Raw genomic sequence first — 25,168 nt, forward strand, 5'->3', positions numbered from 1 at the left:
CTCCGTGTGAGATGAAGGCGCCCTCGTCGGGCGCCTTCCCGTACATTACTTGATCTGGTCGGCGGTGTAGTAACCGCTGCCGACAAGCACTTCTTCCCAGTTGTCCTTGTTCACGACCACCGGCTTCAGGAGATAGGACGGCACGACCTTGACGCCGTTGTCATAGGTCTTGGTGTCGTTGACTTCCGGCTCCTTGCCACCCATCACGGCATCGACCATGTCGACCGTCACCTTGGCAAGCTCGCGGGTATCCTTGAAGATCGTCGAGTACTGCTCGCCGGCAAGGATGGACTTGACCGAAGGCACTTCCGCATCCTGACCGGATACGATCGGCATCGGCATGTCGCCGGAGCCGTAGCCGACGCCCTTCAGCGACGACAGGATGCCGATCGAGATGCCGTCATAGGGCGACAGTACCGCATCGACGCGCTTGTCGGCATAGGTCGAGCTCAGAAGCGCATCCATGCGCGCCTGTGCAGTCGCACCGTCCCAGCGAAGCGTCGCCACCTTGTCCATGCCGGTCTGGCCGCTGCCGACGACGAGCTCGCCGCTGTCGATCATCGGCTGAAGAACGCTCATCGCGCCATCATAGAAGAAGTAGGCATTGTTGTCGTCCGGCGAGCCGCCGAAGAGCTCGATGTGCCAGGGGCCTTCCTTGCCGCTGGCCTTCAGGCCGTCGACGATGGACTGCGCCTGCAGGACGCCCACCTGGAAATTGTCGAACGTGGCGTAGTAGTCCACGTTAGCGCTGTCACGGATCAGGCGGTCATAGGCGATGACCTTGATGCCCTGATCGGCGGCCTGCTGCAGGACGTCGGAAAGCGTCGTGCCGTCGATCGAGGCGATCACCAGCACCTTGGCGCCCTTCACGATCATGTTCTCGATCTGCGAAAGCTGGTTCGGCACGTCGTCTTCCGCATACTGCAGATCCGTCTCGTAGCCGCGCTCCTGCAGCACCTTCACCATGTTGTCGCCATCGGCAATCCAGCGCGCCGAGGACTTGGTCGGCATGGCGACGCCGACGAGGCCCTTCTCCTGCGCAGACGCCGGTGCGGCAAATGCCATGGACGCCAGCATTGCGGCTGTCGTCAGATACTTCATGAACTTCATGACTGCTCCTCCAAATGAACGGGCTCCACGACCCGCAGGTAAAATGGGACGGAGACCCCCTGCCCCCGTCCCCTCTGTCAACTCAGTGGTTGTCGCGCGGAATGCCTTCCGTCTGCGCGATCCGCTGGTATTTCACGGCGGGCTCGAGAACCGCGCCTGATTCCATCTGCCCGACAATGCCGCGCTGGATTTCCTGCCAGGGCGTCTGGTGCTTCGGATAGTGATAGCCGCCCTGGGCGTCGAGCTCGCGACGGCGCGTCGCCAGTTCCTCGTCCGAGATCAGGATGTCCGCCGTGCCGCGACCGACATCGATGCGGACGCGGTCGCCCGTCTTCAAGAGCGCCAGGCCGCCGCCGGCAGCGGCTTCGGGCGAAGCGTTCAGGATGGACGGGCTGCCGGACGTGCCGGACTGGCGTCCATCACCGATACATGGCAGCGAGGTAACGCCCTGCTTGAGCAGGTAGTCCGGAGCGCGCATGTTGACGACTTCGGCAGCACCGGGATAGCCGATTGGACCGGCGCCGCGCATGAACAGCACCGTGTTGGCGTCAATTTCCAGCGACGGGTCGTCGATCCGCTTGTGGTAGTCCTCCGGTCCATCAAAGACCACCGCACGACCTTCGAACGCGTCAGGGTCGTCCGGATTGGAAAGGTAGCGGTCCCGGAACTCGGGCGAGATGACACTGGTCTTCATGATCGCCGAGGAGAACAGGTTGCCCCGCAGCACGCGGAAGCCGGCGCGCTCCTTGAGCGGCTGATCAAAGGGGCGGATGACCTTCTCGTCCTCGATGATCGCACCGCGGCAGTTCTCGCCGATCGTCTTACCGTTGACCGTCATGGCGTCCTCGTGGATGAGGCCTTGGCTCATAAGCTGGTTGACGACCGCCGGAACGCCGCCGGCATGGTAGTAATCTTCCCCAAGGTACTCACCGGCCGGCTGCAGGTTGACGAGCAGGGGCACGTCTTCCCCATACGTCTGCCAGTCGTCGACCGACAGGTCCACGCCCATGTGGCGGGCAAGGCCGTTCAGGTGGATCGGCGCATTGGTGGAGCCTCCGATCGCGGAGTTGACGCGGATGGCGTTGATGAAGGCTTCGCGGGTCATGATGTCGGATGGCTTCAGGTCCTCCTTCACCATCTCGACGATCCTGAGCCCCGTCAGGTAGGAAACCTCCTGGCGGTCGCGGTAGGGCGCCGGGATTGCGGCGGAGCCCGGCAACTGCATGCCAAGCGCCTCGGCGAGCGAGTTCATCGTCGTCGCCGTGCCCATCGTATTGCAGTAGCCGGTGGATGGCGCCGAGGAAGCAACGAGCTTGACGAAGCCCGCATAGTCGATCTCGCCCTTCGCCAGAAGTTCACGTGCCTTCCAGACGATGGTGCCAGAACCCGTCCGTTCGCCGCGGAACCAGCCGTTCAGCATCGGTCCTACGGACAGCGCGATCGAGGGGATGTTGACCGTCGCGGCAGCCATGAGACAGGCCGGCGTGGTCTTGTCGCATCCAATCGTCAGCACGACGCCGTCGAGCGGATAGCCGTAGAGGACCTCTACGAGGCCCAGATAGGCGAGATTGCGATCCAGGCCCGCCGTGGGACGCTTGCCGGTCTCCTGGATCGGATGAACCGGGAACTCGATCGCAATACCGCCTGCTTCGCGGATGCCTTCGCGCAGTCGCTTGGCCAGCTCCAGATGGTGGCGATTGCAGGGCGAAAGGTCGGAACCGGTCTGGGCGATGCCAATGATCGGCCGATCCGACTGCAGCTCGGCCTGGCTGAGGCCGAAATTCATGTAGCGCTCCAGGTAGAGCGCCGTCATGTCGGCATTGGCCGGATTGTCGAACCAGGCGCGGGAGCGCAGCTTGCGCGCTTCGCCACGACGGTGGTCGGTCTCGGCGATCTCGGTGGAGGGCAGGTTCTCGGAATTGCTCATGTTCTTCTTCTCAAGCGTTGAATTGGGACGGACGGCGTGGATGCCGTCAGTCCTCGAAAGCCTCTACGGCCGTGCGTCTTCCCAGCATGAAGGCGTCGGCGACATGCACCAGCGGCGTGAAATCGGCATCGATGCGACTGTCACCGACCAGCGACACGAAGTGACGGTACAGGTTGCGGTATTCCTGGTCCTCCTCGACGATCCGCGGTTCGCCGTCGACAGTCAACCGGCTGCCGCCATGGGTCAGCACCACCGGCCCCTCGGACGTTTCAATGCGGATGTCCCAGGTTTGAAGTCCGGTCTGTCGCCAGTCGAATTCGGCTTCGACTGGAACCCCTGAACCAGTCTTGAAAGACAGCGTCGCAGCAATCGGCGCGGCGCGGTTTTCCGGGAAGAAGAGGTCGGAGCGCACGAGGTGGAACGCCTCCGGCAGGATGCGGGTCACGATCGACAGCGCATTGATTCCGGGGTCGAACACACCAAGGCCGCCAGACTCCCAGATCCAGGCCTGGCCCGGATGCCAATGGCGCACGTCCTCCTTCCACTCAACCGCAACGCTGCGGATGGTGCGGCCGGCGAGCAGCGCGCGTGCCGGCTCGACGGCGGCGGCTTCCCGGGAATGCCAGGTGGCGAAGAGGGTGACATTCCTGGCCTTCGCCAGGGCCTCAAGAGCATAGACCTCCGCCAGCGTCGCACCGGGTGGCTTTTCCAGCATGACATGCTTGCCTGCCAAGAGGGCCGCCCTTGCCTGCGCGAACCTACCTTGCGGCGGCGTGCAAAGGGATACGGCATCCACTTCCATGTTCGAGGCGAGGAGTTCGTCGATGTCGTTGAACGAGGCAATGCCGTCCAGTGCGGCGTTGCGGCTTGCAACGGCGACGAGCTCGATCCCCGCGCTCGCGGCGATCGCCCCGAGATGCTGATCCCTGGCAATCTTCCCTAGCCCGACAATGGCGAGGCGGATGGTCATCGCGACCTCAGAGCTTGCGGACGAAGACCGGTGTCGCCGCGGCGACGGTCAGCCTGTTCACGAGCGGGAGCTTGAAGGGCTCGGCCGAGATTTCGAAGACGTCGCCCGGCTCGGTCTTCACTCCCTCCGAGAAGGAAAGCGTCGCCGTGCCGAAGAAGTGGACATGCAGGTCTCCCGGTCTGCGGAAGAGTTCGTACTTGAAGTTGTGGTGCTCGAGGTTGGCGAATGAATGGGACATGTTCGCCTCGCCGGAGACGAAGGGCTTTTCGAAGACGAGCTCGTCGCCACGCCGAATGCGCGAGGTCCCCTCCACGCTCTGCGGCAGGTCGCCGACGAACAGCTCCGGACCGAGCGCCGCCTGGCGAAGCTTCGAATGCGCAAGCCAGAGGTAGTTGCCCTTCTCCGTCACATGATCGGAAAACTCGTTGGCAAGACAGAAGCCGAGACGATAGGGCGTGCCGTCGGGGCCGACCAGATAGATGGCGGCCAACTCCGGCTCCTCGCCGCCGTCGAGTGCAAAGGCTGGCGACACGAGATCCTCGCCCGTGGCGCGCAATTGCGAACCATCGCCCTTGTAGAACCACTCAGGCTGCACGCCTTCCTGATCTTCCGCCGGCTTGCCGCCCTCGACGCCCATCTGGAACATGCGCATGGAATCGGTTGGCTTCTCCGCCGCCTGCGCAGCCTTGTGCATCTTGTCGCGTCCGTCGGCAGAACCGAGATGCGTGAGGCCGGTTCCGGCGACGAAGAAATGCGCGGGATCGGGGTGCGCGACAGGAAGGCCGAGACGCCCCTCGCGGCGTGCAAGCTCCAGGTCGACCTCCGCTCCGTAGCCGAGCGCGTCGACCCTTTCGGCAAGCGACTGGCCCGCCTCGATGGCGCCCTTGGCCAGCTCGTAGGTAGAAGTCACGCCACGGACCACCCGAGCCGATCCGACACCATCCCATGCGACAACCACCTGGCTGTCGCCGTCACGCACCTGAAGAATTCGAAGCATGGATCCTCAACCTGAGCATTTGCAATGATGCCGACGCGGCACCCTCCTCCCATCACCTCGAGGCAATGGAACATTAATAGCACTATTGGACGTGAAGCAGGCTTGTCAAGGCGAGGATAGATTATCAGGCTGTCTGACAACCACAAAACGAAAGCCGTATCTTACGCTGACATTTCAACGAGTTATGACAGTATCAAGGTATCTTCCCTACAAATTCCCGACTGACACCGGTCAAAAACGTCTTGCAAAAGTATGACAATATGCAAACTGTGTAGCGTCCATATGCCAATCATCTTCTGGGAGGATTTAAGATGAAGAAGGCTCTCGCGGCGGTTACCGTCGCCTTTACCGCATGCCTCGCATCCACTGTTTCCGCGCAATCACTGACCGTCGGCTTCTCGCAGATCGGCTCCGAGTCCGGCTGGCGTGCAGCCGAAACGACCGTGACAAAGCAGGAAGCTGAAAAGCGGGGAATCGACCTCAAATTCGCCGATGCACAGCAGAAGCAGGAAAACCAGATCAAGGCCATCCGTGGCTTCATCGCGCAGGGGGTTGATGCAATCCTCGTGGCTCCCGTTGTCGCCACCGGCTGGGAAGCGGTGTTGAAGGAAGCCAAGGAAGAGGAGATCCCCGTCATCCTGCTCGATCGCCAGATCGAGGCACCTGACGATCTCTACCTCACCGCCGTCACGTCCGATCAGGTTCACGAAGGCAAGGTCGCCGGAGACTGGCTGGTGAAGGAGGTGGGCGACAAGGATTGCAAGGTCGTGGAACTCCAGGGCACTACCGGCTCCTCGCCTGCCATCAACCGCAAGAAGGGCTTCGAAGAAGCCATCGCAGGTCATTCCAACATCACCATCGCCCGTTCGCAGACTGGGGACTTCACCCGCACCAAGGGCAAGGAAGTCATGGAGAGCTTCATCAAGGCGGAAGGCGGCGGCCAGGATATCTGCGCTGTCTATGCCCATAACGACGACATGGCCGTCGGCGCAATCCAGGCGATCAAGGAAGCGGGATTGAAGCCGGGCTCCGACATCAAGATCGTCTCGATCGACGCCGTGCCGGACATCTTCAAGGCCATGGCAGACGGTGAAGCCAATGCTACGGTGGAACTGACGCCGAACATGGCCGGACCGGCCTTCGACGTTCTCGAAGCCTATCTGAAGGACAAGACAGAGCCGCCGAAGTGGATCCAGACGGAGTCCAAGCTCTATACGGCCGCTGATGACCCGATGAAGGTCTATGAGTCCAAGAAGGACCTCGGTTACTGATCGAGCCGGAGGGGGCGCTTCGCCGTCTCCTCCCTGAACCAACGGCCGGAATCGTCGCACGCGGTTCCGGCCGCCGGCCGCAGGACATTCCGCACATGGAACCCACTCCCCTTTTGGAAGCGCGCGCCATCGGCAAGAGCTTTCTCGGCATCACCGCTCTTGATAACGTAGATTTCACGCTCAACCGCGGAGAGATCCACGCGCTGCTCGGCGAAAACGGTGCCGGCAAGTCGACGCTCATCAAGATCCTGACCGGCGTCTACACCCGCGACAGAGGCAGCGTCATGCTGGACGGGGCGAAGATCGAACCCGGCAACGTGGCAGAGGCGCAGGCGCTTGGCATTGGTACCGTCTACCAGGAGGTGAACCTGCTGGAGAACCTGACCGTTGCGGAAAACCTGTTTCTCGGTCGCCAGCCGCGACGGTTCGGCCTGGTCGACAAGCGGGAGATGCGAAGGAAAGCGCGAAACCTGCTGGAAGGCTATGGCCTCGACATCGATGTCGATGCCCTTCTCTCTTCCTACTCCGTCGCCATTCGCCAGATCATCGCGATCGCCAGGGCAGTCGACCTGTCAGGGAAGGTCCTGGTGCTGGACGAACCGACGGCGAGCCTCGATTCCCATGAGGTCGAGATGGTGTTCGCCGTGCTGCGTCGCCTGCGCGACCAGGGGCTCGGGATCATCATCATCACGCACTTCCTCAACCAGGTTTACGCCATTTCGGACCGCGTGACCGTGCTGCGCAACGGCCGTCTAGTCGGTAGCCGGCCGATCGGCGAGTTGCCGCGTATGGACCTGATCTCCATGATGCTGGGCCGGGAGCTCCAGCACATCACCCGGGATCACCACGCCGCGGAGACCACGGTGGAGGCAGGCGAAGCACCGATCCGCTTTTCCGGCTACGGAAAGCGAGGAACCGTTGCGCCCTTCGATCTCGACATCCGACCTGGTGAAGTGGTCGGCATCGCGGGCCTGCTCGGCTCCGGCCGCACGGAAACCGCCTTTCTGCTCTTCGGCGTGGAAACACCCGACAGCGGCACGGCCAGCATCGATGGCGGGGAAGTCCGGATAACTTCGCCAGAGAGCGCCATCCGCCACGGCTTCGGCTTCTGCCCGGAGGAGCGAAAGTCCGACGGGATCATCGGCGATTTTTCCGTCAGCGAGAACATCGCGCTCGCCCTGCAGGCAAGACAGGGGTGGGCAAGACCGATCTCCTCCCGCGACAAGCGCAGCCTGGCGGACGAGTACATCAGGTCTCTCGACATCCGGCCGCCGGATCCGGATCGCCCCATCAAGTTCCTTTCCGGCGGCAACCAGCAGAAGGCGATCCTGGCGCGCTGGCTCGCTACCCATCCGCGCCTGCTGATCCTCGACGAGCCGACCCGCGGCATCGACATCGGGGCCCATGCCGAAATCCTCAAGATGATCGAGAAGCTGTGCGCCGACGGCATGTCGATCGTCGTCATCTCCTCGGAACTGGAGGAATTGACCGCCGTCGCCCACCGGGTGATCGTGCTTGCCGATCGTCGTCACGTGGCCGAACTTACCGGTGAGGCCATCACCGCCGATAACATCATGAAGGCGATCGCAGCGCCGTCGCAGACGGAGGTCGTCTGATGAACGCGCTGACCCGACGCCTGCGCCGCATCGCGCCGCAGCTCGCCGCACTGGCAATCATCATCGCACTGATCAGCCTGCTATCGCCCGGCTTCCTTGACATCACCCTCCAGAATGGCCGCCTCTACGGCAGTCTCGTGGATGTGCTGGTCCGCGCCGCACCGGTCGCGTTGCTGACGATCGGCATGACGCTCGTCATCGCGACCCGCGGTATCGACCTCTCGATCGGTGCCGTCATCGCCATCTGCGGTGCGGTTGCCGCGACGCTGATCAGCGATGGTCACCCCTTGGTGACCGTTATTGCCCTGTCGCTTGGTGTAGGCTTGCTCTGCGGCCTGTGGAACGGCTTTCTCGTGGCCGTCCTCGACATCCAGCCGATCATCGCCACGCTGATCCTGATGGTTGCCGGCCGCGGCATCGCGCAGCTTATCACAGAGGGTGTCATCCTTACCTTCAACAACGAGAGCTTTGCAGCCTTCGGGTCTGGCACACTCCTCGGCATTCCGATCCCGATCCTGATGTGGGTCGGCGCAGCGCTTCTGGTGGGCCTTCTGGTCCGCCGCTCGGCACTCGGCTTTCTCATGGAGGCGACCGGCATCAACCGTCGTGCCGCCATGCTTGCCGGCATCCGCGCCCGCTTCCTGCTCTTCTTCGTCTACGCGATATCCGGCCTCATGGCGGCGGTCGCCGGGCTGATCGTCACCGCCGACATCCGTGGCGCCGATGCCAACAATGCCGGGCTCTGGCTGGAACTCGACGCCATCCTGGCGGTGGTGATCGGCGGCAACTCCCTGAACGGTGGTCGTTTCTCGATCCTTGCAGCGCTCATCGGCGCCCTGATCATCCAGTCGATCAACACCGGCATCCTCGTCTCCGGCTTCCCTCCGGAGTTCAACCTGGTCATCAAGGCCGGCATCATCATCCTTGTGCTGACGCTGCAGTCCCCGGCGATCGTGGCCCTGCTCGGCTTCCTGAAGCCGGGCCGGCGGACGGCCGAGCCGGTCAAGGCGGAAAGGACAGCGCCATGATCCACGCCCGCAACCTGCCCTTCGTCGCGGCCTTGGCGATCTTCCTGCTCGCCTACCTCGCCTGCATCCTGCAGTTTCCCAACATGCTGTCGACCCGCGTGATCGGCAACCTGCTGACCGACAACGCCTTCCTCGGCATTGCGGCGGTGGGCATGACCTTCGTGATCCTGTCGGGCGGCATCGACCTGTCGATCGGCTCGGTGATCGCGTTCACCAGCGTCTTCGTCGCGGTCATGGTCGGAAGCCTCGGCGTCAATCCGATCATCGCCTTCTGCGCCGTACTCGCCATCTCCACCGCCTTCGGGGCGGCCATGGGGCTCATGATCCGCTTCCTCGGCATTCCGCCCTTTGTGGTGACACTAGCCGGCATGTTCCTTGCCCGCGGCGTAGCCTATCTGATCTCGACGCAATCCGTGCCGATCTCCCATCCCGTGATCGATGCCATCCAGGGCTTCTACTGCCGCTTCCCGGGCGGCGGGCGCCTCACCGCCATGGCCATGCTGATGCTGCTCGTCTTCGTCATCGGAGCCTTTGTCGCCGGCCGCACACGCTTCGGCGCGAACGTCTATGCGATCGGCGGCAATCCACAGTCCGCCGAACTCATGGGAGTTCCCATCACGCGCACGACCGTCGGCATCTACGCACTCTCCGGCTTCCTCTCTGGCCTCGCCGGGATTGCCTACACGCTCTACACCTCGTCCGGCTATTCGCTGGCGACCGTCGGGGTGGAACTGGATGCCATCGCCGCCGTGGTGATCGGCGGCACGCTTTTGACCGGCGGCGCCGGACTTGTGGCGGGAACATTTGTCGGCATACTGATACAGGGGCTCATCCAGACCTATATCGTGTTCGACGGCACGTTATCCTCCTGGTGGACGAAGATCGTGATCGGCATCCTGCTGTTCACCTTCATTGTCCTGCAGCGCGGCATTGTATGGTATTCGGATCGCAAGCTTGCAGAGGGGCGCTTGGCAGAGGGACGCCTGAAGGAGGCATGATTGGGACTGCTTGAATCGACGATCACCGGCCGCAAGGGTCGCAGCAGTCATGCGCATGTGGTCGCGGAACTCGGCAGCGCAATCGTCGCCGGCAGGATTGCCGAAGGCTCCCTGCTTCCCGGTGACGCCGAACTCTCGGCCCGGTTCGGCGTCTCGCGCACGGTGCTGCGAGAGGCGATGAAGACGCTTGCTGCCAAGCGGCTCATAGAACCTAAAGCCAAGGTCGGCACCCGTGTCCTCGATCGTTCGAAGTGGAACTTCTTCGATGCGGATGTGCTCGGCTGGCGCTGCCAGTCCGGGCTGGACTTCGACTTCATCGAGCACCTCGCCGAGATGCGGATGGCCCTTGAACCCGCGGCGGCAGCGGCAGCGGCCCGGCGCGCCTCCAATGACGATATCGTCCAGCTCTATGCCATCGCGGCAAGGTTTGACGATCAGAGCCACACGCCAGAAACCATCGCCCAGGTGGACCTGGAATTCCACCAGGCGATCGCGCGCATGTCCGGCAACCCTTTCATGCGGTCGGCAAGCGCCATCGTCGAAGCGGCGCTGGCGATTTCCTTCCAGCTCTCTTCGCCGGCGGCCTCACCGGAAAAGATCGCCGAAGTTGCAAGCAATCATCTTCGCATCGCCCATGCGATTGCCTCGCGCGATCCGGAGAAGGCGGTGCAGGCCATGCGGCACGTGATCGAGGTGGGCAAGAGCCGCATTCGCGCTTCGATCGCACCACCCTCCCAAACGGAGCCGGACGAACCGTCAGCCCCCCTGCCCGTCGCCTCGGCCTCCTGACGTCGTCCCGCGGCGTCCGGCGGTCAGGTCTTCGAGAGTGACCGGCCTAAACTCCCTCGCATCCACCCCGACATCGAACTGCCGCGGCATCGGCTTCAGCCGCCCATGCGAGTGGCCATGCAGGTTGATCGACTTCCTGCCCATCTGGTTCCAGGTTCGGAAAGGGTAATGACAGAGCACGAGCATCTGCCCGTCGATCCGTATTTCCGCATAATGCTGCACGCTCGCCCAGCCCGTCGCCCTGATGACTGTATCCGGGTCATTGTTGCCGATGATGAGGTGCTTTCTGCCGTTCAGTCGCCGGAGCAACATGTCCGGCTCCCCCTGCCGGGCCCACATGAAGTCCCCCAGGTGCCAGAGTTCGTCGTCCGGGAGAACCGTTGCGTTCCACAAGTCGACCAGAACCTCGTCGTGTTCGGCCCTGCTGGAAAACGGCCGACGGTCGATCGCAAGGACACGAGGGTCGGAGAAATGAGTATCGCTCGTGAAATAGATCATGCGGCAGCAAACGCACCAGTTGCGCCATCGATCCTCCCAGACGGCCTCACCTGACGAAGGTCAATTCGGATCGTTGCGCTGCTTCGTCGACTCTGACATGGTCGCGGAAATTAGAATCAACTGATATTGCAGTTACGCCAGCAGGTTAACCGTGTCGCTCGAAACGCTCGTCAGTCATCAGCAGGAAGGCATAGCCGCAAGGCTGCGCGGCCTCGGGCACGAAAGCAACCCGTTCCTTGCACGCGAACTCCTGCCGCAGGCCACAGGCGAGCCTGCAGAAGAATGGCGCTCGAAGGCGGAAGCCTGGTTGTTCGGCTGGCTCATCGAGAACGCCTGGCGGCAGGATGATCCTTAATTCTTCCAAACTTTAATTGTAGACGGGCGTCGTCTTCGGGGGTTCGTAGTCGGACGGCACAGTCGTCGTGCAGGCGGCAAGCATCAGGACGGCGATCAGGGCAAGAATTCTCACGGCGGTCTCCAGTATTCTACGCCGTTCAGATTAGGCGAAGATTCTTACCAGGACCTGAACCACCCACTCCGGAGCATGGCCGGGAACTCCTCGGTCCGACCCGCATTCTAGACCTGAAATGTCGAATGCGGAGAATACCATGAAGTCCCTCGTGTCGCTGATCCTCGGATTAGGCCTCGCAGTACTCCTCTTCATCGGCGGGTTCATGGGCTTCAGCTGGCTGATCTCCGAGGACGAGCCGCACCGTTTCGCGAACCTCGACGGGGCGCCACTGTGGACCAATGATCCGGTCTCGGTAAACCGTGAAGCGCAGGACTACGAACGGATCGCGGCGGCACCGGTGCCACCGGTCTTCGCGGCGATGGCCGTGGATGTTCCCAACGAGATGGAAGAGGAGATGCGGCTCGCATCAAGGGGCCGGCAGGAAGCAGATCCAGGTCTCGACCAGACCGCAACCGGGGCGGTGGATCCCATGGACCTCGCCTCCACCGCGCATGCACACTGGTGCTCGGGCCAGTATCGCTCCTATCGCGTGGAAGACAACAGCTATCAGCCATTCAACGGCCCGCGCCGGGAATGCGAGTCGCCCTATATGGCTGATCTTGAGGTGATTGCATCGCGGGATGTAGATCTGCCGGACGAAGCCGCTTACGAGGATATTGCCCAATCAGGCCTTCCCGCTGCGGAACCGGTTAGTTTCACCGGCGCGACCCGTGCTGCCAACATGGAAGCGCCTATGGATGCGCATGTGGAATGGTGCCTGCAGCGATACAGATCCTACCGTCCGGAAGACAACAGCTATCAACCCTATGACGGGCCGCGGCGGCAATGCATGTCGCCATTCGGCTGAGCAGCCGACATCCGTAATGTCGGCGTGACGGGGCTTTGCAACCGGGATCACGCCACCTGAAACATCATCTCCCGATGATAGTACTTGAAATAGGCATGGACCTTCGCCGCGGTGTTGGAGCAGCCGTCGAACTCGACGCCGATCCGGCCATTGCGGAACCACCGTATGTGCGCCTCCACCGTGCACAAGCCATCGCAGGTGAGCTTGACCGAGCTTCCCACCATGCCGCGGAAGCCGCCTCTCAACTCAATTGCCGCGCCGCTCGTCGATAGGTCCCGCAGCAGGCCTGGCGTTTCCAGGCCCATGTAGATGATCGCAACGTCCGCGGAGGTCTGCCGTCGAAGCGCCCTCCTTGTCTTTCTACCCCCTGCCTTCCCGCTCAGTTGGTGCATGTCAACAGTTCCTCACGCTGCTTCAGAGGAAAGCGTGGCACCAACCCGTTACAGCGGGATTGAGGAGAATGCTAAAATTGACAAAAGACAGTCTTTTTACGAATCCTGCTCGGAATTGGATAGGACTTCAGTCCCTATCGCTGGTTCACCTGCCGTTCATACTGGCAGGGCCACACTGGCGACATGACTGATTATCAACCGAACCTCAGGCCCCTGGAGCCCGCTGAACTGCAGCTTCTGGAATGCGTTCTGAACCTTGTCTGTCAGCGGCGGGGGCTCGAGAAGACCAGCGTGGAAGCCGAGAATATCGCGGCCGATCTTGTCCAGCTTTACGAGCGCGGCGTGCGCCAGGAAGTCGACTTCGGTGCCTTGATGAGCTGAATCACGCGGAGGGCCGATAGCGCCCAACGACTGCCGGACTTTGGTCCCAGATGCGTTTTTCAGGGAACCCACACCATCTGTGAACATTTTGCCTTCAGCTAATTCTGGAGTGCATCATGAAGGTGGTCTTGACGATCTTGGGCGGGCTTTGCTTTTCCGTCATCACGTTCGTAGCTGGTCTCGTTGCAGCAACCCTCTATTTCTCCTCTGGCGATGAGAAGAAGCAGCTGGCGGACACGACCGATCTGTGGACCAACCATCCGGTGCGGATCGACTCTGCGAGCAACAACTTCGAGCGCCTTCCGAGTCGGGCAGCGGCACCAGAGCCGGCGTTGGCGGCCAACCAGGATCGATCCCGGCCGCCGACAAGTGCAGGAACGGCAATGGCCGCTGCAGGCGACACCGCTGATGGCATGGAAGACGTGGCGATCGACACCACGATGACCGGCTCCATATCGCCTGACCAGCTTGAGGCATCCGCGGGCGCACCCGAAGAGCCGCAGTTGAGCGAGGCGCATCTTGAGTGGTGTTCCTCCAGGTATCGGTCGTACCGCCCCCGGGACAACAGCTACACGCCCTACAGCGGCGGCCGGCGGGAGTGCAAGTCGCCCTTCTCGACGACGCCGCAGAACCAGGCCGCCTTGTCCGAGGAAGACACGATCTCGCCGCCCCCCACGGCAGAAGACAGTTTCGCGGAGGACGCGGCGGAACCCGCGAACCAGAACGTGGAGCAGGCAGCGGCAGATGAAATGCCCAGCAGCTATGGCACCTGGGAACACGCAAAATCCTGCTTCGCCCGCTACCGCTCCTATCGCCCCGAGGACAACACCTACCAACCCTACGGCGGCGGCCCCCGGCGCCAGTGTCGGTAGGTCGCGGTAGGGCGAGCGGCCTAACTGGATGGTGAGATAAAATTTGATATGAGCGGAAATGGTGGGCCCGGAGGGACTCGAACCCCCAACCAAGCGGTTATGAGCCAACTGGCCGCCTCCTTTCAGATGATTTCAGGAGGTTTCAATTGAATTCGAACCTATTGAAATCGTTGACTTTTCGTGGAAAACGCGCGCTACTTCGGTGGTCGGCGAGAATGAGCCGCTCGTCGCCGGGGTTGCCCGAGATGTTGCCCGAAAAGGAGCCGTGTCATGGCGAGAAACCGTGGTCTCACAGAGGAAGGCATTAGCTCATTGCCGCCCGCCGCCGCGGGCATGCGGTATGACGTTGCCGACTTGCAGACGCCGAACCTCTTTATAAGGGTCGGCACCAAGAAAAAGGTCTTCGTATACGTCGCGCGCTTCGCCGGCGGGAAATCACCCACCCGAAAGACCATCGGGGTCTTCCCGGCAATGTCACTGGAAGAAGCGCGTGCGACCGCCCTCCAATGGAGCCGCGAAGTCCAAAGGGGCCTCGACCCCAAAGAAGAAAGGAAGATCGCCGAACGTGAGAGGCTCATGCTACGGCGGCGGACGTTCAGGTCTGTCATGGAGGACTACATCGTCGACCTACCGACGCGGAAACGCAACCGCCACGTCGCCAACGATATCATGACGATACGTCACAACATGCTCGACCCCGCCGGGAACAGCTGGTTGGAGAAACCGATCGCGGACGTCACGGACGCCGACATCGCCAAACTACTCGAAGACATTCGCGACCGGCCGGCACGCGCGCAGGCCTTCAACTGCTTGGCCCTGCTGAAGGGCTTCTTCCACTGGACGATGTTCCCCGCGCGACGCGGCGAATACGGCGTAACCGCCAACCCGGTCGCAAACATAACCCCCGCTGATCTCAAGCTCTGGAAAAACAAGAGGAAGGTTCTGCCGACTGTCTACCAGCTGAGGGCATATATGATGGCTGCCAGGGCGACCCCCTATCCCTACGGACCCTTTTTCGAGGCCGTGATATTTACCGGAGCGGTACGGAAAGCGGAACTGGCCAGATCGCGCTGGTCTGAATTCGACTTGCACATGGCTCTGTGGACAGTACCAGCGTCCCGCGTGAAGAACGGGGAGGAACAGCCGGAGCATCTGGTTCCCCTCACATACACTATGATCTCATTACTTGACCGACTGCGGCGCAACCAGCCCGCAGGTCACGGCTACTACGTGTTCAGCACGACGTATGGACAAAAACCGATCAACGGGTTCGGGAAGGCAATGAAAGCGTTCCGCGGACGAATCGATGACGCTCTACGGGAAATCGCACCCGCTGCGGGGAGCCAGCACATCATCCTGCACGACACGCGCCGCCTGGTCAGGAGCGCCCTCTCGGCACTTGACGTTCCCGACGTCGTCGCCGAGTTGATAATTGGCCATGGACGAAAGGGCATTGAGGGTGTGTATGACCAATACAAGTATCTCCCGCAGATGCGAAACGCGCTGGACCGCTTCACGGAAAGGCTGCACTTTATCCTCGATGGTACGGTCGACCATTTTGGGGATGATCCAAATGTTCCCAAAAGCTGGCATGGTGCTCCGGGAGACGGTGTGCCTTGACGCGGGAAGAGCTCTACGACCTTGTTTGGTCCAACCCGGTCTCAACCGTTGCCAAAGACCTGGGAGTGTCGGACGTCTACCTCGGGCGTGTCTGCGGTTTGCTCGAGGTACCCACGCCGCCTCGTGGGTATTGGCGGAAGCTCGCGACCGGAAAGGCCCACCAGCGGCCCGAACTCCCGGACCCGCGACCGGGCGTGCCTCGGGTCTGGACCAAAGGGAAGGCAACTGCCCAACCGGCAGCGCAGCGGCCCCGTTATCAGGCCGAACCCGCCCAGCCGTCTGCGGGACGAAGGAGAAGGCCGCCGCACGAGCTGGTGAAGCAGGCTGAAGAACACTACCGTGAGAGCGAGCACGGTGTAGATGGCTATCTCCGTCCCCGAAAGAAGCTGCTGCCTGACATCATAACCTCCAGGGATGGGGCCGCGCGATGTCTGCGCTTTGCAAGCGACCTGTTCCACGTACTCGAATCCAGGGGACATCGGGTGATGATCGCACCCGCTTTCGAACGACTTATACGACCCGATCCATTGATGACAAAAACCGATGGCGCAGGCGCGCTATGGTCGCCCCTACGGCCGACCGTGGCCTACATCCACGGCGTGCCCATCGGGCTTTGCGTGATGGAAGCCGCCGCGAAGAAGAAACTGCGCTACGTAGGAGAGGGTCGGTACATTCCCGAGAAAGACTACCGGCCGGACCGGCACCCCGGCCCCACCAGTACGGTCGAGCGATCAATGCCGACAGGACTAATAGAACTGATAGCATACAGCCCTTTTCATGGGTTCCCCTGGGTCAAGGAATGGGCGGAAACGCCCAAATGGTCCCTTGGCAGCGGCATCGACGGGGTCATAACGGTTATCGAGGGCGGGGCAGTTGGCTTGGGCATCGAGCTGGAGAAGGCGGGCCGCTATTTTTGACCGGAGAACGCCGTATGCGGAACTGGGGCAGCATTCATTCCAGAATATAGCGTGTCTCACGTGTATTCACTGCGTCGACCGATTTGCCATCCAGAGATGTATGACGGTTTTCAGCCACCCGATACGTCCGCTTGTGAGCCTCTCAGGCGCAGGAAATTTATCGGCCCTCCGGAGCCTCCAGATCGTCGTGGCGGAGAGCGTCGTCAGTTTACAGACCTCTCTGAGTGTATAGTAGCCCTGCAGCTCGAACACTGGCCGAAACTCCCACCTGCATTTTTTGGGCACCGACGAACGACAGCTCCTCCCGTCGCGCGCCAGCGAGCACCGCAACACTCCGGCTCGACCCCGTCCGGATCAACCCGCATCTGCGGCCCGGAAACCAATTGCACGGTCGACGTCAGACGCGATTTGCGGTGCACGAATACTACACCCTGGATGGATGGTGGATCAACCCAAAATTCCTCACAAAAAAATTTAAGTATAAGCTATAAGTTACGGTAAATATTACGTTATTTAAAGTCTTCCATTTCTCGAAAATGCGGGATGGAAACGCTAGACCCAATCAACGGGAACTGCAAGTGACGTCTACAATTCTACCGAAGAAGTCACGGCCAGCAGTAGCATTTATATGAGATCGGCACCCTGCGCCGAAATCGCGGCAAGAGGGTGCGGGCGCATCCGCAACTCAGCCGGTTGAAGGGCCTTCCGGCAATACACGCGCCGTTATTCGCTCGGTTGCAGAGCGCGCTCGTCCGTAAACGCCAGATTTGGCGGCCGACAGCAACAGGGTCACGCTGGTCGCCCTCTCTTGGTTTTTTGCGCCTTGCGGCTAGGGTATGTCGGTCTCGATGCCCATGCAGAGATATTTGATCTCCAGATAGTCGTCCAGGCCGTACTTAGACCCTTCGCGGCCGTTCCCGCTTTCCTTCACGCCGCCGAACGGTGCGACTTCAGTAGAGATGATTCCTTCGTTGATGCCGACGATGCCGTACTCGAGCGCTTCCGCCACCCGCCAAATCCGCGAGATGTCACGGCCGTAGAAATACGCTGCCAACCCGAACTGCGTGTCGTTGGCGAGTCTGATCGCGTCGCTCTCTGTCTCGAAGCGGAAGATAGACGCGACCGGCCCGAAGATTTCTTCGTTGAAGATTTGAGACCCGGGCGGCACGTCAGCCAGAACTGTCGGTTGATAGAAGCTGTGCCCGAGGGCATGTCTCTCGCCGCCTACCAGTACCCGCCCGCCCCGCTGGACAGCGTCAGAAACCAACTCCTCAACCTTCGCTACCGCCTTCTGATCTATCAGGGGACCAATCTGAGTATCCGCCTCGAAGCCGTTTCCGACCGGCATTGCCCCGACGACTTCCGCCAGGCGTTGCACGAACCTGTCGTAAATGCCGTTCTGGACGAGGAACCGATTGGCGCAAACGCAAGTCTGTCCGGCGTTGCGGTATTTGGAGGCGACAGCCCCCTTAACAGCGGCTTCCAGATCGGCATCGTCAAAAACGATGAAGGGGGCATTTCCTCCGAGTTCCATGGATGTACGCTTAACAGTCGCTGCGCACTGGGCCATCAGAACCTTGCCGATTTCGGTCGAACCGGTGAAGCTGAGCTTTCGGACCACTGGGTTGGACGTAAGCTCGCCACCGATCTCCGCAGCCGACCCGGTAATACAGGATAACACTCCTTTCGGAACGCCTGCCCGCTCCGCCAAAACGCATAGGGCGAGGGCGGACAGCGGCGTTTGGCTCGCGGGCTTGATCACCATGGTGCATCCAGCTGCTAGCGCCGGGCCGGCCTTGCGAGTGATCATCGCAGCGGGGAAGTTCCACGGCGTGATCGCCGCACACACCCCGATCGGCTGCTTCAGGACAACGATACGCCTGTCGGCAGTGGGAGCCGGTATGGTGTCGCCGTAGACGCGCTTTGCCTCTTCACCAAACCACTCGATGTAGGATGCCGCGTAAGCTATTTCTCCCTTCGCCTCAGCGAGAGGCTTGCCCTGCTCCGCGGTCATGATGGCAGCGAGATCATCCTGGTTCTCCATCAGGAGGTCGAACCATTTTCGCAGGATTACCGCCCGTTGCTTGCCGGAAAGAGCTCTCCAGCCGGAAAGGGCCTTGCCGGCCTCTTCCAGGGCCAACCTCGTCTCGCCGGCACCCATTCGAGGAACGCTCCCGACAACCGTACCATCGGCGGGATTGGTGACTTCCAGGACTTCCCCATTGTTCGCATCTCGCCACTCACCAGCGACGAAGCACTTGTCAGCCAGGAGCGATGGGTCTTTCAGTCTCAGAGTGGCCATGAAATTTTACCTCTACAGGAGTCTCTTAGGGCTGCGTCAGGAGGGGCTCGAGCACTCCGCGAACCTTGCCGCCGAACGGAACCGGTCGCCGCGAATAACGATCGACATTCACATGAACGAAGAAACCCTCCGCCGACGCGATGTCTTCATCGTTCCTGAAGAGCCCGATTTCATATCGTACGGATGAGTTTCCGAGTTTGGCGACGCGTATTCCCGCGGTCACGCGATCCGGAAAAGCCATCTCCGCGTGGTAGCGACACCCCGTCTCAACCACCAGGAACACCTCGGAGCCCCCCCGCATATCAAGCGCTCCATTCTCGATCAGAAAGGCGTTCACCGCCGTGTCGAACATGCTGTAGTGTACAACGTTGTTCATGTGCCCGTAGATATCGTTATCCGACCATCTTAGATCGATAGTGCGGAACACCTTGTAAGCAGAGCGATCTCCGGGTTTTGCTCGTTCTCCCATCACCACGCCGCCTTGTAAATTGCGAGGGCGTCAGCCTCGGTAACTTCGCGTGGATTGTTCACTAGCAGCCGTGTCTGTTTCATGGCGTCCCGAGCCATTGACGGCAGGTCGGCTTGGCCGATTCCGACGTCGCGGAGCCTGGACTGCAACCCGAGTTTCACCGACAGCTCAGCGAGGCCCTCGATGAAAGCAGCACATCTTCCCTGCTCTCCTTCTTCCCAGGTGATCTCTGGAAAGACGTCACCGGCAATCTCAGCGTATACAGAGCTGGCGGCAGGCGCATTGAACCGAAGGACATGCGGGAGCACAAGCGCGTTCGAAAGACCGTGCGGCACATGGAATCTCCCCCCGATCGGATAGGCCAAGGCGTGTACTGCCGCCACGGGCGAGTTCGCGAAAGCTTGGCCAGCCAGCATCGAGCCCAAGAGCATCGCGCCGCGTGCTTCACGATCTTGTCCCTCGAATACCGCCTTCTCAATATTTGCGCCAAGAAGCAGCAGGGCTTGCCGTGCAAGCATCTTCGACAGAGGATTGTTGTTTGCGTTCGTTGACGCATATGCCTCTATCGCATGGACCATGGCGTCGATTCCCGTCGCAGCAGTTATCCCGGGTGGGAGGCCCAAGGTTAGATCGGGATCAAGAACTGCGACATCAGGCAGGATTACCGGCGATGAGACACCACGCTTCTCGTCGCCTCCCACGGTAATGATCGAAACCGGGGTCACCTCTGACCCCGTGCCGGCCGTCGTGGGCACCAGCACCAAAGGAAGGCGGGGTCCCTTCGCGTTTCCTACGCCCCATGCCTCCTCGATCGGCTCGCCGGAACCGCATAGCAAGGCGACAACCTTGGCTACGTCAAGCGATGATCCGCCGCCAAAGCCAATAACCCCCGAGACATCTCCTGCCGTTGCGGCCGCAGCGGCGGACATGACCGTACCGATCGACGGATCGGCTTCGACTCCGTCGAAAATCGTCGTTTCGATTCCGGATGCTGACAGGGACGCGAGCGCAGGTTCGCAGAGGCCGAGCTTCCGCAACCCCGGGTCTGTCACAAAAAGCACTCGGCGACCGAGCCTTTGCCCGATCAATTCGCCGATCGCAGCTGCCGCACCCGGCCGGAATACAATCTGCGCCGTTGTACTGAAAACAAACGGATTCATGCGCGTCTCCTATGCGGTCTCGTCTATGCGGCGGGGATGCTCTCGCGGAGCTTCACACGCAAAATCTTTCCGGAGCCGGTGCGGGGAATTTGACCGACCACGTAAATCCGGTCAGGGACCTTGTAGGTCGAAAGACGGTCCCTGCAGTGTTTGAGCAATGCATCCTGATCGAAAGGCACGCCGTCTTTCAGAACGACACAAGCAACCGGCACTTCGCCCAGCATTGTGTGCGGCATGCCAATCACAGCACAATCCATGATGGCCGAGTTGAGAAGTATTGCCTCCTCCACTTCCGCTGGCGCGATGTTCTGTCCTCCGCGGATTATCAATTCCTTCAGCCGGCCCGTAATCGTAAGGAACCCATTCGCATCTGACTTTGCCAGGTCTCCAGTGTGATACCACCCCTCGACCACCGCCTTCTGGGTCTCGAGAGGCTTGTTATGATAGCCCTGCATCAGGTTAGGCCCTTTGCAGATGAGTTCTCCTTCCGTCCCTGGAGGGACATCGAGCCCCGTCTTTGGATCGACCAGACGCACAGTCAGCCCAGGAAGAGGCAACCCACAGGACCCCGGCACGCGCCAACGGCCAGGCCAGTTCATCGTTACCATGGTCGATGTCTCGGTGATGCCGTACCCGTCGAGCAACGGCACCCCGAAGAACGCCTCGAAGTCACTGTTCAATGTCCCGGGCATAATCGCGCCTGCGGAAACGCACAGCCGCACTGATGACAGTAGTTTTTCGCCGTTCGCCTGGCAGGCAGAGAGGAAGTAATGGAAGACGGTCGGGACCCCCGGCATGAAGGTGAAGCGTCCGCTTCGAAGCAGTCTCGTTGCCTCTGTCGTCGAGAACTTCTCCATGATGTATTCACTCGCACCGGTCGCGATTATGGACAGGACGGCGATATTCAGGGCATAGGAGTGGTATAGCGGCAGCGTGTTGAGGACGACGTCATGTTCGTTCAAGCCCGCTATCGGTGCCCAACAGGCCGATGTCACCCAAAGCATCGAACGGGTGGACAACAGTACACCCTTGGGCTGCCCCGTCGTCCCGGATGTATAGACGATATACGCTGCTCGGTCGACATCGGGGTCGTCTTCCACGACACCCGGGCTGGGCCCCAGAGATTCGAAGCCGGCTGTGTCGCTCGCTTCTATGATCTTCACGGACCTTTCCAGGCGCGGTTGCAGTGCATCAACCAGCGTCCTCTTTTCCGGAACGCTGATAAGAATTGAGCACTCCGCATCGGCGAGCCGATACGCCAATTCCGCGTCGGTGGATTCGATGGCCACTGGTACGGAGACGCCTCCTGCCCTGACGACCGCCAGGCATGCGACCACCCAGTTGACCGAGTTGGGGAGGAAGACCGCGACAGCCTCCCCCTCTTTCAGGCCAGCCGCCCTTAGATGGGAGGCGAGCGCCCGCGTCTCCTCGTCAAGCCGGTTGTATGAAATGGCCCGATGCTTATCCTCAAAGGCCATCTTTTCGGGACGCACCCGCGCGTTGCGGCGGAGAATATCGCCAACGGGCGCTATGAGATCGAAGTGTATCATCGCAAGCTCCTCCCCTACTCGCTCACACCATGCTGAAACCACCGTTGACGCTGATCACTTGACCCGTGATCCACGACGAGGCTTCAGATGCGAGGAATGTGACCATCGGAGCAATATCGTCGGGCTTGCCGATGCGGCGAAGCGGATACGCCTTCACGATCTTCTCGCGGTTCTTCTCCAGGAACTCGGGGTCCGAATGGGAGGTCTCGACAAGGCCGAGGGACACCGTGTTGACGGTGATACTGTTTCTACCGAACTCGCGCGCCAGCGATTTTCCAAGCGCGATGGTTCCACCGCGAGCGGCAGCTGCGATTGCGAGGTTTGCCTCTCCTATTCGGGAACTATCGCCAACAAGATTGATGATCCGGCCGGCGTTCTGACCGATCATCAGCGGTGCCACCGCGTGACAGCAGTTGATCGCACCGTAGAGGCAGACATCGATCTGCTTCCTCCACTCCTCGGGGGTCGATTCGGTGAACCTCTGGTACTTTACGTAGCCAGCGTTGTTGACCAGCACATCGATCGTGCCGAAGTCTTCCTTAACAGCAGCAACCATGGCTTTAACTTGGTCATTGACGCTGATGTCAGCCTGATAGGCTTTTGCCCTACCGCCCTTGGCGACGATGGACTCGACAACACTGTCGGCCTCGGCTTTCGAGCGGCTGTAGTTGACGGCTACGACAGCGCCCTCTGCGGCGAGCGAACGAGCTATATCACCGCCGACGTCGCGGCCACCGCCCGTTACAAGCGCTACCTTGCCATTCAGATTGGTTTGCATTCCATGTCTCCTATTGGAACGTGCTGCCAGCGTCGCGAACGTGTTCAGCACTCGAATTCTTTATCGACCGAGAAACCGTGGGGGGCGCTTCTCGCTGAAGGCTCTTCGCCCCTCAGCGTAGTCCTGACTCCCGCTCGCTTCGTCGATCAGCCGGTCCGCTTCGGCCGGGTCGAAATTGCCTCTGACGCATCCGTTCAGAATGTATTTCGCTCCCCGGATCGTCAGGGGAGCGCTAGGGGCCATGGAAGCCGCTTGTTCCTTGGCCGCCTGTAAAGCGTCATCCGTCAACTGGTCGACAAAGCCATTCCCGAGGGCGTCTTCGGCTCCGAAACGTTGGGCGGTGTAGAGGATTCGTTTTGCCTCCGTCACTCCGACGAGTGAAAGCAGCTTCCGCGTTGCGGAAACCCCGTAGACGATCGACAGCCGGGCCGCCGGAATGCCGAACACTGCGCTGTGCTCCGCTACTCGAAAGTCGCAAGACATTGCGAGGTGCGCAGCGCCGCCAAGGCAATAGCCACGGATAGCCGCGATAGTGGGCTTGGAAACGCTAAAGATCGCGTCTCCAGCTGCATCTACGGCAACTTCGTAATGTTTGCTCGCGTCAGCGCTACCTCTAATCGCGTCGAACTCGCTGATGTCCGCGCCGGCAGAGAAATCCGTGCCGGCTCCCGTGAGGATAATCGAACGAACGTCTTGGTCGGCGTCGAGGTCTTGAAAAAGCTCTGCCAGCCCGCGCCACATGTCGTAGGTGACAGCGTTGCGTTGCTTCGGTTTGTTGAGGGTGACGACAGCTACGCCGTCTGATCGTTCAAGCAGAAGATCGCTCATGTGGTCCGTCTTTGCTCCTGGCCCGTCGCCAGTTGATGGGGCAGTTCAAGGGTGCCCGGCGTCGCCGCCGGGCATTGGTCGGCTCACTTCTTGACTAGGGGGCATTCGCTCTCGGAGAGGGGGCGGAATGCCTCGTCTCCTGGGATCGTTGTGACGAGCTTCAGCAGGTCCCACTCGCCCTTGGACTCCTCAGGTGTCTTGACTTGATACACATACATGTCGTGGACCATCCGCCCGTCTTCGCGAATTTTGCCGCCCGTCGCAAAGAAGTCATTGATTGGCGTCTCTTTCATCTTCGCCATGACCTCCTTCGCGTCAGTCGTACCTGCCGCCTCGACGGATTTCAGGTAGTGCATCGTGGACGAATAATCCCCGGCGTCTCCCATGTGAGGGGGGCGACCGACCCGCTCCTGAAACTTCTTGGCGAAAGCGCGCGTCTCGTCATCACGGTCCCAGTAGAATGCGTTGGTGAGGATCATCCCCTGAGCCGTCTCCAGTCCCAGCGCATGGACGTCGGTGGCCCACACCAGCAGACCTGCGACCGTCTTGCCAGACGCTGCGAGACCGAATTCAGAAGCGGACTTGACCGCATTGACGAAGGTCGTGCCGGAACCCGCCAATGCGACAACCTCCGCAGGCGAAGCCTGGGCCTGCAACATAAACGCGCTATGGTCAGAGGTCTCGATCGGATATCGGACCGAGCCTGAGACGGTCCCACCATTAGCCTTTACGATCTGGCTTGCGTCCGCTTCCAATGCATGTCCGAACGCGTAGTCGGCGGTCAGAAAGTACCAGTCCTTCTTGCCCTCGCGGATCAGCTCATTCGCAGTACCATTCGCGAGCGCGTAGGTATCATAGGAATAATGGATTGAGTTCGGCGTGCAGCTGTCGTTGGTCAGGCGCGACGAACCCGAGCCATTCACGATGGCGATCTTGTCCTCGTCCTTCGCCACCTGAGTCACCGCAAGCGCTATTCCCGAGTTGATCAGGTTGTTGATCATGGTGACGCCTTGCGACTCGTACCACTCTCGAGCCGTGGAAACGGCGACCTCTGGCTTGTTCTGATGATCCGCGACAACCACCTCCAGAGGACGGCCAAGAACCTTTCCGCCGAAATCTTCGACGGCCATCTTGACGGCGGCGACTGCCCCCTCTCCGCTTTCATGCGAGAACTGACCGCTGATATCGGTGAGAACACCGATCTTTACCGGCCCTGACTCCTGCGCCTGCAAGGGCATACCTACCGATGCAAACGCTGCCGCGCAGGACAACAAGACTCTCAGATTTCTCATGGCTTTCTTCTCCCAGTTACGGCGTCGAGGCTCCTCCACAACGCCAATAGCACTTGCGCTATCGTACCTTGATGCGGTGAAATA

The 25,168-nt window shown here is 60.8% G+C and carries 25 protein-coding genes; 11 read left to right on the top strand and 14 right to left on the bottom strand.

Annotated elements, in window-relative coordinates:
- Positions 1 to 45: 45 nt before the first annotated feature.
- From chvE to araD1, 4 genes are all read right to left on the bottom strand, one after another.
- Positions 46 to 1,110 (bottom strand): multiple monosaccharide ABC transporter substrate-binding protein, encoded by a 1,065-nt coding sequence (gene chvE / locus NT26_RS10635; protein WP_052638800.1) that lies wholly within the window; start codon positions 1,108 to 1,110, stop codon positions 46 to 48.
- An 82-nt stretch (positions 1,111 to 1,192) separates the two neighbouring features.
- The gene (locus NT26_RS10640) at positions 1,193 to 3,037 is read right to left on the bottom strand and encodes an IlvD/Edd family dehydratase (protein ID WP_052638801.1); all 1,845 of its coding nucleotides are present in this window, start codon (positions 3,035 to 3,037) and stop codon (positions 1,193 to 1,195) included.
- A 46-nt stretch (positions 3,038 to 3,083) separates the two neighbouring features.
- Positions 3,084 to 4,007, bottom strand: coding sequence for a Gfo/Idh/MocA family protein (locus tag NT26_RS10645; protein WP_052638802.1), 924 nt, complete (start codon positions 4,005 to 4,007; stop codon positions 3,084 to 3,086).
- Positions 4,008 to 4,014: 7 nt separating this feature from the next.
- The gene (araD1, locus tag NT26_RS10650; protein WP_052638803.1) at positions 4,015 to 5,004 is read right to left on the bottom strand and encodes an AraD1 family protein; all 990 of its coding nucleotides are present in this window, start codon (positions 5,002 to 5,004) and stop codon (positions 4,015 to 4,017) included.
- A 311-nt stretch (positions 5,005 to 5,315) separates the two neighbouring features.
- Between araD1 and ytfQ the strand changes: the two genes are divergently transcribed.
- The 5 genes from ytfQ to NT26_RS10675 all read left to right on the top strand — a co-directional run bounded on the left by ytfQ (position 5,316) and on the right by NT26_RS10675 (position 10,706).
- Positions 5,316 to 6,275, top strand: coding sequence for a galactofuranose ABC transporter, galactofuranose-binding protein YtfQ (gene ytfQ, locus NT26_RS10655; RefSeq protein ID WP_052638804.1), 960 nt, complete (start codon positions 5,316 to 5,318; stop codon positions 6,273 to 6,275).
- A gap of 95 nt (positions 6,276 to 6,370) precedes the next feature.
- Positions 6,371 to 7,891 (top strand): galactofuranose ABC transporter, ATP-binding protein YtfR, encoded by a 1,521-nt coding sequence (gene ytfR / locus NT26_RS10660; protein WP_052638805.1) that lies wholly within the window; start codon positions 6,371 to 6,373, stop codon positions 7,889 to 7,891.
- Positions 7,891 to 8,919, top strand: a complete 1,029-nt coding sequence (locus NT26_RS10665; protein WP_052638806.1) for an ABC transporter permease — start codon at positions 7,891 to 7,893, stop codon at positions 8,917 to 8,919. The genes ytfR and NT26_RS10665 overlap by 1 nt, the downstream gene beginning before the upstream one ends.
- Positions 8,916 to 9,917: a galactofuranose ABC transporter, permease protein YjfF gene (gene yjfF / locus NT26_RS10670; RefSeq protein WP_082077675.1), complete on the top strand. Its 1,002-nt coding sequence runs from the start codon at positions 8,916 to 8,918 to the stop codon at positions 9,915 to 9,917. Before NT26_RS10665 ends, yjfF begins: the two co-directional genes overlap by 4 nt.
- A complete protein-coding gene (locus NT26_RS10675; RefSeq protein ID WP_082077676.1) occupies positions 9,918 to 10,706 on the top strand; it encodes a FadR/GntR family transcriptional regulator in 789 nt (262 codons plus the stop codon). It abuts the gene before it with no gap.
- Here the strand turns inward: NT26_RS10675 and NT26_RS10680 are convergent.
- Complete coding sequence (locus tag NT26_RS10680) at positions 10,674 to 11,204, bottom strand: hydrolase (protein WP_052638807.1); 531 nt, start codon at positions 11,202 to 11,204, stop codon at positions 10,674 to 10,676. The two genes, NT26_RS10675 and NT26_RS10680, sit on opposite strands and share 33 nt — an antisense overlap.
- Before the next feature lie 151 nt (positions 11,205 to 11,355).
- On the opposite strand from NT26_RS10680, the gene NT26_RS10685 reads away from it, so the two are divergent.
- Complete coding sequence (locus tag NT26_RS10685; RefSeq protein WP_052638808.1) at positions 11,356 to 11,559, top strand: CrpP-related protein; 204 nt, start codon at positions 11,356 to 11,358, stop codon at positions 11,557 to 11,559.
- A gap of 253 nt (positions 11,560 to 11,812) precedes the next feature.
- Positions 11,813 to 12,523 (top strand): BA14K family protein, encoded by a 711-nt coding sequence (locus NT26_RS10690; RefSeq protein WP_052638809.1) that lies wholly within the window; start codon positions 11,813 to 11,815, stop codon positions 12,521 to 12,523.
- A 47-nt stretch (positions 12,524 to 12,570) separates the two neighbouring features.
- Here the strand turns inward: NT26_RS10690 and NT26_RS10695 are convergent, their stop codons facing one another.
- A complete protein-coding gene (locus NT26_RS10695; RefSeq protein WP_052638810.1) occupies positions 12,571 to 12,915 on the bottom strand; it encodes a PilZ domain-containing protein in 345 nt (114 codons plus the stop codon).
- A gap of 183 nt (positions 12,916 to 13,098) precedes the next feature.
- On the opposite strand from NT26_RS10695, the gene NT26_RS10700 reads away from it, so the two are divergent.
- From NT26_RS10700 to NT26_RS10715, 4 genes are all read left to right on the top strand, one after another.
- Positions 13,099 to 13,296, top strand: a complete 198-nt coding sequence (locus NT26_RS10700) for a hypothetical protein (RefSeq protein WP_052638811.1) — start codon at positions 13,099 to 13,101, stop codon at positions 13,294 to 13,296.
- 116 nt (positions 13,297 to 13,412) lie between these two features.
- Positions 13,413 to 14,168: a BA14K family protein gene (locus NT26_RS23125; protein ID WP_052638812.1), complete on the top strand. Its 756-nt coding sequence runs from the start codon at positions 13,413 to 13,415 to the stop codon at positions 14,166 to 14,168.
- A 270-nt stretch (positions 14,169 to 14,438) separates the two neighbouring features.
- Complete coding sequence (locus tag NT26_RS10710) at positions 14,439 to 15,788, top strand: tyrosine-type recombinase/integrase (protein ID WP_052638813.1); 1,350 nt, start codon at positions 14,439 to 14,441, stop codon at positions 15,786 to 15,788.
- Between the two features lie 314 nt (positions 15,789 to 16,102).
- Positions 16,103 to 16,705, top strand: coding sequence for a hypothetical protein (locus NT26_RS10715; RefSeq protein ID WP_152338602.1), 603 nt, complete (start codon positions 16,103 to 16,105; stop codon positions 16,703 to 16,705).
- 66 nt (positions 16,706 to 16,771) lie between these two features.
- On the opposite strand, the gene NT26_RS23385 is transcribed toward NT26_RS10715, so the two are convergent.
- The 8 genes from NT26_RS23385 to NT26_RS10750 all read right to left on the bottom strand — a co-directional run bounded on the left by NT26_RS23385 (position 16,772) and on the right by NT26_RS10750 (position 25,084).
- Complete coding sequence (locus NT26_RS23385; RefSeq protein ID WP_082077678.1) at positions 16,772 to 17,038, bottom strand: helix-turn-helix transcriptional regulator; 267 nt, start codon at positions 17,036 to 17,038, stop codon at positions 16,772 to 16,774.
- A gap of 496 nt (positions 17,039 to 17,534) precedes the next feature.
- Positions 17,535 to 19,007 (bottom strand): NADP-dependent succinate-semialdehyde dehydrogenase, encoded by a 1,473-nt coding sequence (gene gabD / locus NT26_RS10720; RefSeq protein WP_052638815.1) that lies wholly within the window; start codon positions 19,005 to 19,007, stop codon positions 17,535 to 17,537.
- 25 nt (positions 19,008 to 19,032) lie between these two features.
- A complete protein-coding gene (locus NT26_RS10725) occupies positions 19,033 to 19,476 on the bottom strand; it encodes an acyl-CoA thioesterase (RefSeq protein ID WP_052638816.1) in 444 nt (147 codons plus the stop codon).
- Positions 19,476 to 20,636, bottom strand: coding sequence for an iron-containing alcohol dehydrogenase (locus NT26_RS10730; RefSeq protein WP_052638817.1), 1,161 nt, complete (start codon positions 20,634 to 20,636; stop codon positions 19,476 to 19,478). Before NT26_RS10730 ends, NT26_RS10725 begins: the two co-directional genes overlap by 1 nt.
- A gap of 23 nt (positions 20,637 to 20,659) precedes the next feature.
- Complete coding sequence (locus NT26_RS10735) at positions 20,660 to 22,186, bottom strand: class I adenylate-forming enzyme family protein (RefSeq protein WP_052638818.1); 1,527 nt, start codon at positions 22,184 to 22,186, stop codon at positions 20,660 to 20,662.
- Between the two features lie 22 nt (positions 22,187 to 22,208).
- Positions 22,209 to 22,964, bottom strand: coding sequence for an SDR family NAD(P)-dependent oxidoreductase (locus NT26_RS10740; RefSeq protein WP_052638819.1), 756 nt, complete (start codon positions 22,962 to 22,964; stop codon positions 22,209 to 22,211).
- 60 nt (positions 22,965 to 23,024) lie between these two features.
- Entirely contained in the window at positions 23,025 to 23,792 is a 768-nt protein-coding gene (locus NT26_RS10745) for an enoyl-CoA hydratase-related protein (RefSeq protein ID WP_052638820.1), read from the bottom strand.
- Positions 23,793 to 23,875: 83 nt separating this feature from the next.
- Entirely contained in the window at positions 23,876 to 25,084 is a 1,209-nt protein-coding gene (locus NT26_RS10750; RefSeq protein ID WP_052638821.1) for an ABC transporter substrate-binding protein, read from the bottom strand.
- Positions 25,085 to 25,168 lie beyond the last annotated feature (84 nt).

It is taken from the genome of Pseudorhizobium banfieldiae, assembly GCF_000967425.1.
In the GTDB taxonomy this organism is placed as follows: domain Bacteria; phylum Pseudomonadota; class Alphaproteobacteria; order Rhizobiales; family Rhizobiaceae; genus Neorhizobium; species Neorhizobium banfieldiae.

Coding starts and splice junctions, on each gene's coding strand:
- chvE (WP_052638800.1), bottom strand. CDS start 1,110: ATGAAGTTCATGAAGTATCTGACGACAGCCGCAATGCTGGCGTCCATG.
- NT26_RS10640 (WP_052638801.1), bottom strand. CDS start 3,037: ATGAGCAATTCCGAGAACCTGCCCTCCACCGAGATCGCCGAGACCGAC.
- NT26_RS10645 (WP_052638802.1), bottom strand. CDS start 4,007: ATGACCATCCGCCTCGCCATTGTCGGGCTAGGGAAGATTGCCAGGGAT.
- araD1 (WP_052638803.1), bottom strand. CDS start 5,004: ATGCTTCGAATTCTTCAGGTGCGTGACGGCGACAGCCAGGTGGTTGTC.
- ytfQ (WP_052638804.1), top strand. CDS start 5,316: ATGAAGAAGGCTCTCGCGGCGGTTACCGTCGCCTTTACCGCATGCCTC.
- ytfR (WP_052638805.1), top strand. CDS start 6,371: ATGGAACCCACTCCCCTTTTGGAAGCGCGCGCCATCGGCAAGAGCTTT.
- NT26_RS10665 (WP_052638806.1), top strand. CDS start 7,891: ATGAACGCGCTGACCCGACGCCTGCGCCGCATCGCGCCGCAGCTCGCC.
- yjfF (WP_082077675.1), top strand. CDS start 8,916: ATGATCCACGCCCGCAACCTGCCCTTCGTCGCGGCCTTGGCGATCTTC.
- NT26_RS10680 (WP_052638807.1), bottom strand. CDS start 11,204: ATGATCTATTTCACGAGCGATACTCATTTCTCCGACCCTCGTGTCCTT.
- NT26_RS10690 (WP_052638809.1), top strand. CDS start 11,813: ATGAAGTCCCTCGTGTCGCTGATCCTCGGATTAGGCCTCGCAGTACTC.
- NT26_RS10695 (WP_052638810.1), bottom strand. CDS start 12,915: ATGCACCAACTGAGCGGGAAGGCAGGGGGTAGAAAGACAAGGAGGGCG.
- NT26_RS10700 (WP_052638811.1), top strand. CDS start 13,099: ATGACTGATTATCAACCGAACCTCAGGCCCCTGGAGCCCGCTGAACTG.
- NT26_RS23125 (WP_052638812.1), top strand. CDS start 13,413: ATGAAGGTGGTCTTGACGATCTTGGGCGGGCTTTGCTTTTCCGTCATC.
- NT26_RS10710 (WP_052638813.1), top strand. CDS start 14,439: ATGGCGAGAAACCGTGGTCTCACAGAGGAAGGCATTAGCTCATTGCCG.
- gabD (WP_052638815.1), bottom strand. CDS start 19,007: ATGGCCACTCTGAGACTGAAAGACCCATCGCTCCTGGCTGACAAGTGC.
- NT26_RS10725 (WP_052638816.1), bottom strand. CDS start 19,476: ATGGGAGAACGAGCAAAACCCGGAGATCGCTCTGCTTACAAGGTGTTC.
- NT26_RS10730 (WP_052638817.1), bottom strand. CDS start 20,636: ATGAATCCGTTTGTTTTCAGTACAACGGCGCAGATTGTATTCCGGCCG.
- NT26_RS10735 (WP_052638818.1), bottom strand. CDS start 22,186: ATGATACACTTCGATCTCATAGCGCCCGTTGGCGATATTCTCCGCCGC.
- NT26_RS10740 (WP_052638819.1), bottom strand. CDS start 22,964: ATGCAAACCAATCTGAATGGCAAGGTAGCGCTTGTAACGGGCGGTGGC.
- NT26_RS10745 (WP_052638820.1), bottom strand. CDS start 23,792: ATGAGCGATCTTCTGCTTGAACGATCAGACGGCGTAGCTGTCGTCACC.
- NT26_RS10750 (WP_052638821.1), bottom strand. CDS start 25,084: ATGAGAAATCTGAGAGTCTTGTTGTCCTGCGCGGCAGCGTTTGCATCG.